Below are 13,814 nucleotides of genomic sequence, written 5' to 3'. Positions count from 1 at the left end.
CGAGTGGGTGCGCTCACGGTGGGCCGGCCTTGTAGCCGACACCGCGGACGGTCAACACCACCTCGGGGTTTTCCGGGTCCGTCTCGACCTTGGCCCGCAGGCGCTGGACGTGCACGTTGACCAGTCGGGTGTCGGCCGCGTGCCGGTAACCCCACACCTGTTCGAGCAGAACCTCACGCGTGAACACCTGTCGCGGTTTGCGAGCCAGCGCCACCAACAGATCGAACTCGAGGGGAGTCAGCGAGATGAGCGAACCGTCGCGGGTCACCTTGTGGGCCGGAACGTCGATGACGACGTCACCGATCGACAACAGTTCCGCGGGCTCGTCCTCGGTCCGGCGAAGGCGAGCGCGAACCCGGGCGACGAGCTCCTTCGGTTTGAACGGCTTCATGATGTAGTCGTCGGCACCCGACTCGAGGCCGAGCACCACGTCGACGGTGTCCGTCTTCGCCGTCAGCATGACGATCGGGACTCCGGAATCGGCGCGGAGGACGCGGCACACGTCGATACCATTCATGCCGGGAAGCATGAGGTCCAGCAGAACCAGGTCGGGACGGTTCTCGCGCACCGCAGCGAGCGCCTGCGTACCGTCGCCGACCACGACCGGTTCGAAGCCCTCGCCGCGGAGGACGATGGTCAGCATTTCGGCCAGAGCCGTATCGTCGTCGACAACCAGAATTCGTGGCTTCATGGTCCTATGGTGTCACTCCGGCGCCGTGTGGCCGGTCATTGAGAAGCGTCGCGGCGAGTTGAACCGGGTCGAGGTTGCCCTCCGGGCTTCCGTCGACGACGTGCCACGGCGACATCCACTGCCGCTCCGCCAGTCCCGCGTACACCGCGGCGGTTCGCTGTTGCAGCCCCGCATCACGCTCGTAGGCGTCACGAGCACGACTGTCGTCCTCGCGCTCGCGCTGCTGGGCTCGCTCGCGGGCGAGTTCGACGGGGACGCCGAGCAGCACCTGCGCGTCCGGAACCGGGAGCATCAGCCGATCGAACTCGAGCGCTCGAACCCACTCGACCATGGGCCCGTCCGCGTCCTCGTGAACACGCGCCGCCGAGTACGCAGCGTTCGACGCGACGTAGCGATCGAGGATCACCACGTCGTGTCGCCGAGTCAGTTTCACCAACTCGGACGCCGCGCTCGATCGGTCGAGAGCGAACAGCACCGCCATGGCGTTGACGCTGGTCTCGAGGTCGCCGTGCTCACCGGCCAACGCCTCTGCGGCGATGTCCGCGTGCACGGACTCGCCGTACCGGGGAAACCCGATGCGGACGACGTCGACGCCGGACTCCTCCCACGCGAGCGTCAGCGCGCGTGAGAGCGTGAACTTTCCGGCGCCGTCGACGCCTTCGATCGCAACGAGCTTGCCCATGGCGGCAGCCGCCGACTCAGTACCGGTAGTGCTCGGGCTTGTACGGGCCTTCGACGTCGACGCCGATGTACTCGGCCTGCTCCTTGGTGAGCTTGGTGATCGAGCCACCCAGCGCTTCGACGTGGATCTTCGCAACCTTCTCGTCGAGGTGCTTCGGCAGGCGGTAGACCTCGTTGTCGTATTCGCTCGGCTTGGTCCACAGCTCGATCTGCGCGATGACCTGGTTGGAGAAGCTGTTGCTCATGACGAACGACGGGTGACCGGTCGCGTTGCCGAGGTTCAGCAGACGGCCCTCGGACAGCACGATGATCGAATGTCCGTCCTTGAACTGGAACTCGTCGACCTGCGGCTTGATGTTGATGCGCGTGACGTCGGGAGCCTTCTCGAGACCGGCCATGTCGATCTCGTTGTCGAAGTGGCCGATGTTGCCCAGGATCGCCTGGTGCTTCATCTTGCGCATGTGCTCGAACGTGATGATCTTGAGGTTGCCGGTCGAGGTGATCACGATGTCGGCCTGCTCGATGAATTCGTCCACCGTGCGCACGTCGAAGCCGTCCATGAGCGCCTGGAGCGCGTTGATGGGGTCGGCCTCGGTGACGGTCACGCGTGCACCCTGACCCTTGAGTGCCTCGGCGCAGCCCTTGCCCACGTCGCCGTAGCCGCAGACCAGGACGGCCTTGCCGCCGATGAGGACGTCGGTGCCGCGGTTGATTCCGTCGATCAGCGAGTGGCGCGTGCCGTACTTGTTGTCGAACTTGCTCTTGGTGACGGAGTCGTTGACGTTGATCGCGGGGAACGTCAGTTCACCGGCCGCCGCGAACTGGTACAGGCGCAGGACACCGGTGGTGGTCTCTTCCGTGACGCCCTGGACGGACGACGCGATCTCGGTCCACTTGGTCATCGAGGACTCGAGCGAGCGGCGCAGCAGGCCCAGGAACACCTTGTACTCGTCGGAGTCGGCGTCGTCGTCGGTGGGCGGGACGACCCCGGCCTTCTCGAACTGCGCGCCGCGCAGCACCAGCATGGTGGCGTCACCGCCGTCGTCGAGGATCATGTTGGCGGGCTCGCCCGGCCAGGTGAGCATCTGCTCGGCCGCCCACCAGTACTCCTCGAGCGACTCTTCCTTCCACGCGAACACCGGGACGCCCTTGGGCTCCTCGGGGGTTCCGTACGGACCCACCACGACGGCCGCGGCGGCGTGATCCTGGGTCGAGAAGATGTTGCACGACGCCCACCGGACCTCGGCGCCGAGCGCGACGAGCGTCTCGATCAGAACCGCGGTCTGGACCGTCATGTGCAGGGAACCGGAGACGCGCGCGCCCTTGAGCGGGGCCACATCGGAGTACTCGCGACGCAGCGCCATCAAGCCGGGCATCTCGTGCTCGGCGAGGCGAATCTCCTTGCGGCCGAACTCCGCCAGCGAGAGATCCCGAACCTTGAAGTCGAGGCCACCGATGTTGTCCGCCACGAGGCCGTGTGCGGATGTCGTTGTTGTCATGCCCCCAGGCTATCGGTCAGGCACTCCGATCGAGACCCAGGGGCGTCGGCCGAGTGTTGGTGCCGCCGTAGAGCGGCGCGAACCGAGTCTCGATCGCCTCCCGCCGTCTCGGGTGCACGTTGGCGAGCGAGACGTCTCCGCCGTAGTGCGCCACCACCTTCGGGTCCATGAACCGGCGCCACAGGGGCGGCACTGCGGCGAGGACGACCATGGTGGCGTACCCGGCCGGCAACTGCGGCGCTTCGTCGAACGACCGCAGCGTCTGGAACCGACGTGTCGGATTCGCGTGATGATCGCTGTGCCGCTGGAGGTGATAGAGAAAGACGTTCGTCACGATCCGGTCGCTGTTCCAGCTGTGCCGCGGGGCGCACCGCTCGTACGTTCCGCGCTTCGTGCGCGCCCGCAACAGGCCGTAGTGCTCGATGTAGTTCACCGCTTCGAGCAGCAGAAAACCGACCACGGCCTGAATCACGAGGTACGGAAAGATCTGCGCCCCGAAGACCAGCATCAGCGCGGCGAACAGCACGACGCTCATGCCCCATGCGTTGAGCACGTGGTTGCGCACGGTCCAGGGGGACCGTCCTTTGCGGCGCAGACGATTCTTCTCGAGGGTCCATGCGGAGCGCACGCCGCCGATGACGCTGCGCGGCATGAACATCCACAGCCCCTCGCCCATTCGCGCGCTCGCGGGGTCGTCCGGCGTCGCCACGCGGACGTGGTGTCCGCGATTGTGCTCGACGAAGAAATGGCCGTAGAACGACTGCGCCAGAGCAACTTTGGCGAGCAGCTGCTCGGTGTTCTCGATCCGGTGACCGAGCTCGTGTGCCGCATTGATACCGACCCCGCCGACGAGGCCGACCGTCACCGCGTACCCGATCTTGTCGACGATCGTCAGGTCGCCGAACGCCCACATCCAGCACGCGACCAGGAGTGACGAGAACTGCACGGGCAGGAAGAGGAAGGTGCACCACCGGTAGAACCGATCCTCCTGCAAGGACTCCGACTCGTCGGGCGGGTTCACCCCGTCCTCGCCGGCCAGAATGTCGGCTGCCGGAATCAGGACGAAGAAGACCAGCAGTCCGCTCCACCAGAAGATGGGCCACCCGGTGTGCATGACGAGTTGGGACGGCAGCAGCGCGGACGCCGGCGCCAGCAGGCCCAGAACCCACAGGTAGCGCTTCGGATCTCGCCACCGCGAGACGGTTCGACGGTCGCTGCCCGACTCCCCTACGCGTTGTTCGGTAACTGATTCATCGGTCTCACGAGCGCCCCCCGAAAGCTTGTCGACCGAGCGTGCTGTTCGCAAAAAGCTCGAAAACATGCTCGACGATCCTCCAACCACAACGAAACAATCTTTCGGTTTGCCATTGGACCCTATAACAGGACAATGGACCGTTGTGTTGGATTCGTTATCGGACGGAGTCGTTTTCGACACCGGGAGCCGACGACGCGTCGGCCCGCGCCCGGAAACGTGCGATGAGCAGGCGGTTCAGAGCCGACAGATCCCGATGTGATCTACACCACGTCAGGAGGTGTGCGTGGTGCCGTTCAGCACCGAGTGCCGACGGCTGTACGCGAAGTAGACGATCACACCCAGCGCCATCCACACGACGAAGCGGATCCACGTTTCGACCGAGAGATTCAGCATCAGCCACAAGCAGGCAATGACGGACAGAATGGGCACGATCGGGACGAGCGGAACGGTGAAACCACGCTGAAGGTCCGGGCGGGTGCGCCGGAGCACCAGAACTCCGATGGACACCAGGACGAACGCGAAGAGCGTGCCGATGTTCACCATCTCCTCGAGCGTTCCGATGGGGAAGAACGTCGCGATCACGGCGACGACCACGCCGACGAGAACCGTGATGCGCACCGGAGTTCCGCGGCTTCCCGTGCGGGCGAGGCCGCGCGGCACGAGACCGTCGCGCGACATCGCGAAGAGCACTCGGGTCTGGCCCAGCATCAAAACCATCACCACCGTCGTGAGACCGGCCAGAGCGCCGAACGAAATGATGTTCTTGGCCCAGGTGATGCCGTTCAGTTCGAAGGCGGTCGCCAGCGTCGAATCGTCTCCCGCGAGGTCGGTGTACTTGACCATGCCCGTGAGAACCAAGGTGACCGCGACGTAGAGCACGGTGACGATGACAAGGGACCCGATGATGCCTCGCGGCAACGCACGCTGTGGATCCTTGGTCTCCTCCGCAGTCGTGGCCACCACATCGAAGCCGATGAACGCGAAGAACACGAGGCTGGCCGCGGCGAGCACGCCGTACCAACCGAACGTGCTCCCGCCCGCGCCGGTGACCGCCGAGAACAACGACTGCGTCAGACCGCTCCCCGTGTCGCTGGGTTCCGACGGCGGAATGTAGGGCGAGTAGTTGGACGCTTTGATGTAGAACGCTCCGACGACCACGACTAGGAGAACGACGGCGACCTTGATCGCGGTGATGACCAGCGATACTCGCGACGACAGCTTGATTCCCGTCGCGAGGACGACGGTCAGCACGACGACGATCAGCAGCGCGCCCCAGTCGATCGACACCGAACCGACGGTCACCACGGGTGAGGCCGTTCCGAGAACCTCACCGAGGTAGAGCGACCACCCCTTGGCCACCACCGCGGACGCCAGCGCGAACTCGAGCACCAGATCCCAGCCGATGATCCACGCCAGGAACTCGCCGAAGGTCGCGAACGAGAAGGTGTACGCACTGCCGGCGACGGGCACCGTCGACGCGAACTCCGCGTAACACATCGCGGCCAGTCCGCAGGTGATCGCAGCGAAGACGAACGCCAGCGAAACCGACGGTCCCGCAACGTTACCGGCGGTGCGCGCGGTGAGCGTGAAGATGCCGGCACCCACCGCGACGGCCACGCCGAACACGGTCAGGTCCCAGGCGCCCAGGTTCTTCTTGAGCTTGGTGTCCGGCTCGTCGGTGTCCTGAACGGACTGCTCGATCGATTTGGTTCGGAAGAGACCCGTTCGTCGTTCGCTCACGAGTTCACAGTAAACCGGACGTACGGCGCACCGAGACGAAACGACTCGCCGGATTCAGCCGACGGTCGCGACGAACACCCGAGCGGTGTCGGACGCGGTCCGCACCACCGGATCCGGGTCGGTCGCCGCCAGCCAGGCCGCCCCGCCGCGGCGGACGGTCAGCGTGTGGTCGTCGACGATCAGATCCACGTCGCCCTCGGTCACGAGCACGATGCGCGGGCCCGTCGACCCCGGAACGGCGGTGGTGACGTCGGTGTCTGCCGGCGTCAGATCCAGCCGGGCGATGGTGAATTCCGGAGCGGGGGTGGGATAGACGACCGGCGTCCCGCGGTCGCCCGTCGGATCCAGAACGGGAGCGTCGAGAGGTTCGAAGTCCAACACTCGCAACAGTTCCGGGACGTCGACGTGCTTCGGGGTGAGACCACCGCGGAGCACGTTGTCGGAGTTGGCCATGATCTCCACGGCCGTGCCCCGCAGGTACGCGTGCAGGTTTCCGGCGTCGAGGTAGAGGCCCTGACCCGGATCGAGAGTGATGCGGTTGAGCAGCAGCGCCGCCAGCACCCCGCCGTCGCCCGGGTAGAACTCTCCGAGCTCGAGAACGGTCCGCAGTTCGGGCACGAAATCACCCGAACCCGAGCCGAGAGCCACCACGCATCCTTCGAGCACGGAGGGCAGCACCACGTCCAGCGCGCGCTGGGGCAGAGTGATCCAGGACGTGAACAGGGCACGCAGACCCGACGAATCCGGTTGCGCAGCAAGCATCTCGGCGTACGGAGCCAGCTCCGGCACCGCGAGGTGATCGAACAGTTCGAGTGTGCGTTTCGGCTCACGGAACCCGGCGAGGGCATCGAAGCGCGTCAACGCGATCACGAGTTCGGGTTTGTGACTGCTGTCCTTGTAGTTGCGCACCGAGGAGTCGAGAGCGATACCGGTGGCGTTCTCGCGCGCGAATCCTTCGGCCGCCTGCGCCGAACTCGGATGAGCCTGCAACGACAGAGGTTCCTCCGCGGCAAGCAGTTTCAGCAGGAAGGGCAAACGTTCTCCGAACGCGTCGACCGTCGCCTTGCCGAGCTGCCCGATCGGATCCGATGTCACGACGTCCAGCAGCGACGCGTCCCCGGCTGCCGTACGCAGCGTCGCCGGATCCCCCGGATGCGCGCCGAACCACAGTTCCGCCTCGGGATGCGGTGACGGGGTCGGGCGACCTCGCAACGCCGCCAACGCGATTCGCGAACCCCACGCATACGACCGCGCCGCTCCGTCGAGCAGATCCACTATCGACCGCCTGTCAGTTGTACGTACGCCGCCGCCATTTCCACCCTCGACGCGATCACCAGAGCCTGCTCGACCGCCCGTGCCGTCGACGAACGAGACACGGTCACCGCGGGCGGGGAGGCCGCGTCCGGTGAGGACACCTCGGCCCGCACCACGTCCACCTCGCCCAGCATCGCGCTTCGGCGCCGCACCAGACTCTCGTCCGGTTCCGTGGACACGGTGAAGACCCGCACCGGATCGCTCGGCCTCGGACCGTCGAGCTCCTCGTCGTGGAACAGCGGATCGAAATCGGCCGCGCCCGGGGAAGCCGCACCACCCAGCGGACCGAAATCGCTCACCGCCGCAACGGCATCCGAGAGCTCACCGGCCGCCGCGACGGTTCCACAGCGCAGCAGGACTTCCTCGGCGTGCACGGCGATCTCGGTGGTGACGGGCGAGTCGCCGAGTATCAGCACCCGGCGTCCCGCCATCCGCGAAGCCAGTGCCTTTGCCGGGTTGTGAAAGGACTCCAAGCTCGGATGATTTCGTGCGGCCTCGTCGTCCAGCACGTCGGCGAGCGAGTCGAGGCCGGCCGCCGCGTCGTCTCGCGGGTCCACCGCGGCGAGAACGGCGACGATCACGGCGACGAACCGGGGCAACGTGTTTCGGTCCAGCACCTGCATTCGAGGGGGAAACATGCAGACGCGACCCGCGCCCGCTGCGCGTACAGGGCCCTCGTCGGGGACCGCCACCACCACCTCGGCGCGTCGACGCACGGCTGCGGCCACCGAATCGACGACACGCGGGTCACCCGCGTCGTCACCCGAGACCACCACGACGTCGAGCGGACCGACCCACGGCGGGGTGGCCGAGAGATGGACGAGGGGCAGTCCGGCCGCGCCGCCCAGTGCTGCGGCGGCGAGGGAGGCCGCACGACGAGCGCGTCCGGACGCGGCCACCAGCACGACGCTGCGCGGACGAAGGTCGACGAGGTGATCCAGCAGGCCCTCGGAGACGGCAGCAGCCGTAGCCCGCACCTGGGCGCCGGCCAGAGCTGCCGAGTGCAGAGATCCGTGAGTGTCGGCGGCCAGGACGGCGTCCGAGTCGTCGATGTCGACGACGGACGAAGGAGCAGTCATCGCCTTCTCACCTCCCTCACGAACCCCGTTGGTTCCTCCACGTATCGCGATGTACCCACTATGACAGTTCGCAGCCGGATCAGGCGCGGACGATACCCAGAATCTCCTCGACCAAAACGTCGACCTCGGCGGCGGTCCGGGCCTCGACGTTGAGGCGCAGCAGCGGTTCGGTGTTCGACGCGCGGATGTTGAACCATGCCGCGTCGCCGAGCGAGACGGTGACCCCGTCGAGGCGGTCGACCGACTCGGTCCGCGACTCGAACGCGGCGAGCACCGCATCGGTGCGACCGGAGGCGTCCGCGACCGTCGAATTGATCTCGCCGGACGCCGCGTACACCTCGTACTGCTTCATCAGTTCCGACAGCGGACGGTCCTGCCCGCCCAGTGCCGCCAGGACGTGCAGCGCCGCGAGCATGCCGGAGTCCGCACCCCAGAAGTCGCGGAAGTAGTAGTGCGCCGAGTGCTCGCCGCCGAAGATGGCGCCGGTCTCGGCCATCAGAGCCTTGATGAACGAGTGGCCCACGCGCGTCCGGACCGGGGTTCCGCCGAGCTTCTCCACCAGTTCCGGGACCGCGCGCGAGGTGATCAGGTTGTGAATGATGGTGGAGCCGGGCTCTTTTCCGAGCTCGCGCTCCGCCACGAGCGCCGTGATGGCGGACGGCGAGACCGGCTCACCCCGTTCGTCGACGACGAAGCACCGATCGGCGTCGCCGTCGAACGCGAGGCCGATGTCCGCACCGGTGTCGAGGACGAACTTCTGCAGGTCCACCAGGTTGGCCGGCTCGAGCGGGTTGGCCTCGTGGTTGGGGAACGTGCCATCCAACTCGAAGTACAGCGGACGCACGCTCACCGTCATCGGCTCGAACACGGCGGGAACCGTGTGTCCCCCCATGCCGTTTCCCGCGTCCACGGCCGCCACGAGGGGCCGTAGCTGCGAGGTGTCGACGAGGTCCCGCACGAATTGTGCGTAGTCCGCGAGAACGTCCTGCTCGGTGATGTCGCCCGGCGTTCCGTCGTACGGGGGCACCCCGTCGATCACCTCGCCGGTGATCGTGGCGAGGCCCGAATCCTGGCCCACCGGCTTCGCTCCCGCGCGGCACAGCTTGATCCCGTTGTACTTCGCCGGATTGTGGCTGGCGGTGAACATCGCTCCGGGGCAGTCGAACCGGCCGGAGGCGAAGTACAGCTGATCCGTCGACGCGAGCCCGATCATGACGACGTCGAGCCCCTGGGCGGTCACTCCCTCGGCGAACGCACGCGACAACTCGGGTGAGGACGCACGCATGTCGTGGCCGACGGTCACACGCTGAGCGCCGTCCTCGCGCACCAGCCGGGCGAAGGCGCCACCCACGTCACGAACGAAGTCGACGTCGATCTGCTCACCGACCACGCCCCGCACGTCGTACGCCTTGATGACGGCATGGACTTGTTCTGCGGATCGGGGCACTGTCGTTCTCCTGGTCGTCGGCGGTCGAGGGTCGTCGGCGGTGTCGGGTCTCGGCTGGGAGCTTCCGAAAGCGACGATCCGGGAGGAGCCTATCGGCCCGAGGCACCCTTCGGCGCGGCGTGAGCGTCAGTTGGTGGGGTCGGGAAGCACCCGCAGGTGCCCTCGCCGACCGGTTCGCACGTTCGGCACCGGGCGTTCCGCGGCGCTCGGCAGGTCGTTCTCGGTCCTGCTCACGCCGGCGTCCACGCTACGAACGGAGGTGGGGCGGTCTCGAAGTCCCGCTTCGCGAACAGCTTCGGCCAACGCGGTCAGATCGTCGTCGTCGGGAGTCGACGACGAGAACCCGCCTTCGTACCGCACCATCTCCCAGCCCTTGGGCGCGGTGATGCGCGATCCGTGTACCTCGCAGAGGTCCCACGAGTGCGGCTCCGCGACGGTGGCGAGCGGACCGACGACGGCGGTGGAATCGGAGTAGACGTAGGTCAACGTCGCAACGGCCGGTCTGTTGCACCCCGGCCGGCAGCACCCACGCACTGTTCTCACGAGCGATACCCTAGCCCGCTGACGCGGGCCCACCCGCGCAGACACGCAGAGCCGGGTCGGTACTGTTCCTGCGTGCCCACGCCACCTCGACGACCCCAGACCTCACGGTCGGTGGCGCGGCGCGGTCGTGGCGTCCGTGGGCAGATGTTCTCCGACGCACTGCCGGCGCACCGCACCCGTGCGGAGAAGTTCGACGGCGTCGTTCTGGAAGCCTTCGCGGACATCGACCGGCGCTGGCACGACAGGTTGACGAAGCTGGACATCGCTGTCGACGACGTTCCCAAGATCCGGGCCGTGGACCCCGAGTCGGTGAACTGGCCGCAGGAAGTGGTGGCCGAGGGGCCGGTTCCGCTGTCGCGTCTGGTTCCGGCGGGAGTGGACACGCGGGGCGCGACGACGCGAGCGAGGGTGGTGCTGTTCAGGCGGCCGCTGGAGCGGCGAGCGCACGATCGTGACGAATTGGCGGACCTGATTCACAGCGTGCTGGTGGAGCAGATCGCAACGTATCTGGGCCTGTCGCCCGACGTGGTCGATCCCGATCCGAGCGGCGACGAGGACTGACCGCCGGCACCGGATGGCGTTGTGGCTCAGATGATTCCGCGCTTGAGGCGACGGCGTTCGCGCTCGGACAAACCGCCCCAGATTCCGAAGCGCTCGTCGTGAGCGAGGGCGTAGTCGAGGCACTCGTCCTTGACCTCGCACCCGAGGCAGATGCGCTTCGCTTCTCGCGTCGACCCGCCCTTCTCGGGGAAGAACGCCTCGGGATCGGTCTGGGCGCAGAGGGCACGCTCCTGCCACTGATCCTCGAGCGACTCGTAGTCGTCGGATGGGACGAGCGTCAGTAACGGCGCTTCCGGGGCTTGTGTGTGCGAAGATCCGGCTGCGTCGAGCTGTTGTTCTGGCATCGTTTCCGCCTCCTCACCTGCTCGCGCGCAGTTGTTTTCGAGATTGCCGTCGAATGTGCCGTCGAGTGTCATTTCGAACCTCGATGGGAACAGACGTTCGAATGAGCGTTCGCCTCAAGCGATCTCGCTTGCCGAGCTCGTAATGACATGGTTGTGATTAGACACGTCGTGGTGTGTCGCGGTCAAGCGGACGGCGGTAAATCCAATACCATCCATCGCCCTGTTTTCGCGATACCCCGCGCTCACTCGGTGTTTCGCGTGCAGCCACACCGCACGAACTGCGATTCCGAACAGCGCCTAGGCTCGTTTCTCGTGAAAGTGACAGTCTTGGTCGGCGGGGTGGGCGGAGCCCGCTTCCTGCAAGGTGTTCGGGCATTGCTGGGCTCGATGGGAGTGGCGGACGAGAGCGACATCACCGCCGTCGTCAACGTCGGAGACGACGTCTGGATGCACGGCCTGCGCATCTGCCCCGACCTCGATACCTGCATGTACACCCTGGGAAACGGAATCGACACCGACCGCGGCTGGGGCCGGGTGAACGAAACCTGGAGCGTCAAGGAGGAACTCGCGGCGTACGGCGCCGAGCCGACGTGGTTCGGACTCGGTGACCGCGACATCGCCACCCATCTGATCCGCACCCGCATGCTGCGAACCGGCTATCCGCTCTCGGCCGTCACCGAAGCGCTCTGCGATCGATGGAAGCCCGGCGTCCGACTCCTCCCCGTCAGCGACGATCGCAGCGAAACCCACGTGGTGATCACCGATCCGGCCGACGGCGATCAGAAGGCGCTCCATTTTCAGGAATGGTGGGTTCGCCACCGCGCGGCTGTGACAACTCACAGTTTTGCCTACGTCGGCGCCGATCAGGCCTCGCCGGCGGAGGGCGTGCTCGACGCCATCGAATCGGCGGACGCGGTCGTCCTGGCGCCGTCGAATCCGGTCGTCAGCATCGGAGCGATTCTCGAAATACCCGGTATTCGCGGAGCACTTCGCACGACGCCCGCCAAAGTCGTCGGCCTCTCCCCCGTCATCGACGGCAAACCCCTCCGCGGGATGGCCGACGAGTGCCTCTCCGTGATCGGTGTCGAGACCACGGCCGAGGCGATCGGACGGCACTACGGCGCTCGGTCGGGCACCGGAATCCTCGACACGTGGCTCGTGCACTCCACCGACACCGCCGACGTTCCCGGCGTCGACGTGCAGTCGATCCCGCTGATCATGTCCGACCCCACCGTCACCGCAGAGATGGCGCGAGCCGCGCTACAGGCCGCGGGTGCACTGTGACCGACACCAGCGCTCCGAGGGACACCGCGATCACCGACCATTCCCCGGGCGCCGCGATCACCGTTCGACCGGTCGACAATCTGCCGGAGTTCCGTCCCGGTGACGATCTGGCCGCGGCCATCGCCCAGCGCGCACCGTGGCTCGAGAACGGCGACGTGCTCGTCGTCACCAGCAAGGTGCTCTCCAAAGTGGAAGGCCGCCTGGTGGCCGCACCCACGGACCCCCAGGAACGCGACACGGTGCGCCGCCGACTCGTGGAGCAGGAGGCGGTACGGGTGGTCGCCCGCAAGGGTCGAACGCTCATCACCGAGAACAGGTTGGGCATCGTGCAGGCAGCGTCCGGAGTCGACGGGTCCAACGTCGTCTCCGACGAACTCGCCCTGCTGCCCGAGGATCCCGACGCCAGCGCCGCCGCTCTTCGCGAGCGACTGGCCGAGACGATGAATGTCGATGTAGCCGTTGTGATCACGGACACGATGGGCCGGGCGTGGCGAGTCGGACAGACCGACGCGGCCATCGGATCGGCGGGCATCCGAGTCCTGCACCCCTACGCCGGCGGACGAGACAGCCAGGGCAACGACCTCGTGGTGACCGAGATCGCGGTCGTCGACGAAATCGCCGCGGCCGGTGATCTGGTGAAGGGCAAACTCGGTTCCGTACCCGTCGCGGTGGTGCGCGGACTCACCCCGGTCGACGACGGATCGACTGCGGCACAACTGGTTCGGCCCGGCGAGGACGATCTCTTCTGGCTCGGAACCGCCGAATCCATCCAGCGCGGGCGTCGCGAGGCAGTTCCGGCGCGGCGCTCCGTACGCGCGTTCTCCCCCGACCCCGTCGATCCGGAGGACATCCGAGCAGCCGTCGCCGACGCACTGACGGCGCCGGCGCCGCACCACACTCGTCCGATCCGCTTCGTGTGGGTTCGTACGCCTCGCGTGCGGACCGGTCTGCTCGATCGCATGCGCGAGAAGTGGAGAGCCGAACTCGAGGCCGACGGGCGCTCCGAAGCCTCCATCGAGGCGCGCCTGTCCCGGGGCGACATCCTGTATCGGGCACCGGAATTGGTGATTCCGTTCCTGGTTCCCGAAGGTGCACACGCGTATCCCGACGACAGTCGCCGCGCGGCCGAGCGAACCATGTTCACCGTGGCCGGCGGAGCGGCCGTCCAGGGACTGCTGGTGGCCCTGGCCGCGCGAGACCTGGGCAGTTGCTGGATCGGCTCCACCATCTTCGCCGCGGACGTGGTGCGCAGCGAACTCGGGTTGCGCGCCGACTGGTCCGCACTCGGCGCGGTCGCGATCGGCCATCCGGCCGAGCCGGCCGAGGCGCGCGCGCCCCGTGACCTCGGGCCGGAGTTGCTGGAGCTGTGACCGAGG

General features: G+C 66.9%; 13 protein-coding genes. 3 read left to right on the top strand and 10 right to left on the bottom strand.

All coding sequences use genetic code 11. The annotated features are described in order from the left end of the window. Positions 1 to 13: 13 nt before the first annotated feature. The 9 genes from mtrA to AC59JP_RS19670 form a co-directional block, all read right to left on the bottom strand. Positions 14 to 691 (bottom strand): MtrAB system response regulator MtrA, encoded by a 678-nt coding sequence (mtrA, locus tag AC59JP_RS19710; protein ID WP_497327494.1) that lies wholly within the window; start codon positions 689 to 691, stop codon positions 14 to 16. A gap of 4 nt (positions 692 to 695) precedes the next feature. Then, positions 696 to 1,373, bottom strand: a complete 678-nt coding sequence (locus AC59JP_RS19705; RefSeq protein WP_497327493.1) for a dTMP kinase — start codon at positions 1,371 to 1,373, stop codon at positions 696 to 698. Between the two features lie 16 nt (positions 1,374 to 1,389). Continuing rightward, entirely contained in the window at positions 1,390 to 2,871 is a 1,482-nt protein-coding gene (gene ahcY, locus AC59JP_RS19700) for an adenosylhomocysteinase (RefSeq protein WP_497327492.1), read from the bottom strand. A gap of 16 nt (positions 2,872 to 2,887) precedes the next feature. Then, positions 2,888 to 4,192 (bottom strand): alkane 1-monooxygenase, encoded by a 1,305-nt coding sequence (locus AC59JP_RS19695; protein ID WP_497327491.1) that lies wholly within the window; start codon positions 4,190 to 4,192, stop codon positions 2,888 to 2,890. Positions 4,193 to 4,396: 204 nt separating this feature from the next. Then, the gene (locus tag AC59JP_RS19690) at positions 4,397 to 5,866 is read right to left on the bottom strand and encodes an amino acid permease (protein ID WP_497327490.1); all 1,470 of its coding nucleotides are present in this window, start codon (positions 5,864 to 5,866) and stop codon (positions 4,397 to 4,399) included. Positions 5,867 to 5,920: 54 nt separating this feature from the next. Further along, positions 5,921 to 7,141, bottom strand: a complete 1,221-nt coding sequence (gene manA / locus AC59JP_RS19685) for a mannose-6-phosphate isomerase, class I (protein ID WP_497327489.1) — start codon at positions 7,139 to 7,141, stop codon at positions 5,921 to 5,923. Next, the gene (locus AC59JP_RS19680; protein ID WP_497327488.1) at positions 7,141 to 8,259 is read right to left on the bottom strand and encodes a tobH protein; all 1,119 of its coding nucleotides are present in this window, start codon (positions 8,257 to 8,259) and stop codon (positions 7,141 to 7,143) included. Before AC59JP_RS19680 ends, manA begins: the two co-directional genes overlap by 1 nt. 79 nt (positions 8,260 to 8,338) lie before the next feature. Next, positions 8,339 to 9,706: a phosphomannomutase/phosphoglucomutase gene (locus AC59JP_RS19675; RefSeq protein ID WP_497327487.1), complete on the bottom strand. Its 1,368-nt coding sequence runs from the start codon at positions 9,704 to 9,706 to the stop codon at positions 8,339 to 8,341. 126 nt (positions 9,707 to 9,832) lie between these two features. Beyond that, a complete protein-coding gene (locus AC59JP_RS19670) occupies positions 9,833 to 10,249 on the bottom strand; it encodes a DUF3499 domain-containing protein (RefSeq protein WP_497327486.1) in 417 nt (138 codons plus the stop codon). Positions 10,250 to 10,393: 144 nt separating this feature from the next. Between AC59JP_RS19670 and AC59JP_RS19665 the strand changes: the two genes are divergently transcribed. Next, on the top strand, positions 10,394 to 10,810 hold the full coding sequence (locus AC59JP_RS19665; protein ID WP_497327668.1) for a metallopeptidase family protein: 417 nt from the start codon (positions 10,394 to 10,396) through the stop codon (positions 10,808 to 10,810). A gap of 26 nt (positions 10,811 to 10,836) precedes the next feature. Here AC59JP_RS19665 and AC59JP_RS19660 read toward each other — a convergent pair whose 3' ends face one another. Next, positions 10,837 to 11,154 carry a WhiB family transcriptional regulator gene (locus tag AC59JP_RS19660; RefSeq protein WP_497327485.1) on the bottom strand — a complete coding sequence of 106 codons (318 nt, stop codon included), beginning with the start codon at positions 11,152 to 11,154 and terminating at the stop codon, positions 10,837 to 10,839. 312 nt (positions 11,155 to 11,466) lie between these two features. Between AC59JP_RS19660 and cofD the strand changes: the two genes are divergently transcribed. Both cofD and AC59JP_RS19650 read left to right on the top strand, forming a co-directional pair. After that, positions 11,467 to 12,438 carry a 2-phospho-L-lactate transferase gene (gene cofD, locus AC59JP_RS19655; protein WP_497327484.1) on the top strand — a complete coding sequence of 324 codons (972 nt, stop codon included), beginning with the start codon at positions 11,467 to 11,469 and terminating at the stop codon, positions 12,436 to 12,438. Then, complete coding sequence (locus tag AC59JP_RS19650) at positions 12,435 to 13,808, top strand: coenzyme F420-0:L-glutamate ligase (RefSeq protein WP_497327483.1); 1,374 nt, start codon at positions 12,435 to 12,437, stop codon at positions 13,806 to 13,808. Before cofD ends, AC59JP_RS19650 begins: the two co-directional genes overlap by 4 nt. Positions 13,809 to 13,814 lie beyond the last annotated feature (6 nt).

It is taken from the genome of Rhodococcus sp. 320_ES (assembly GCF_059691855.1).
The sequence above is the reverse complement of the archived record's forward strand: the minus strand, read 5'-3'. Positions and strand labels throughout refer to the sequence as shown.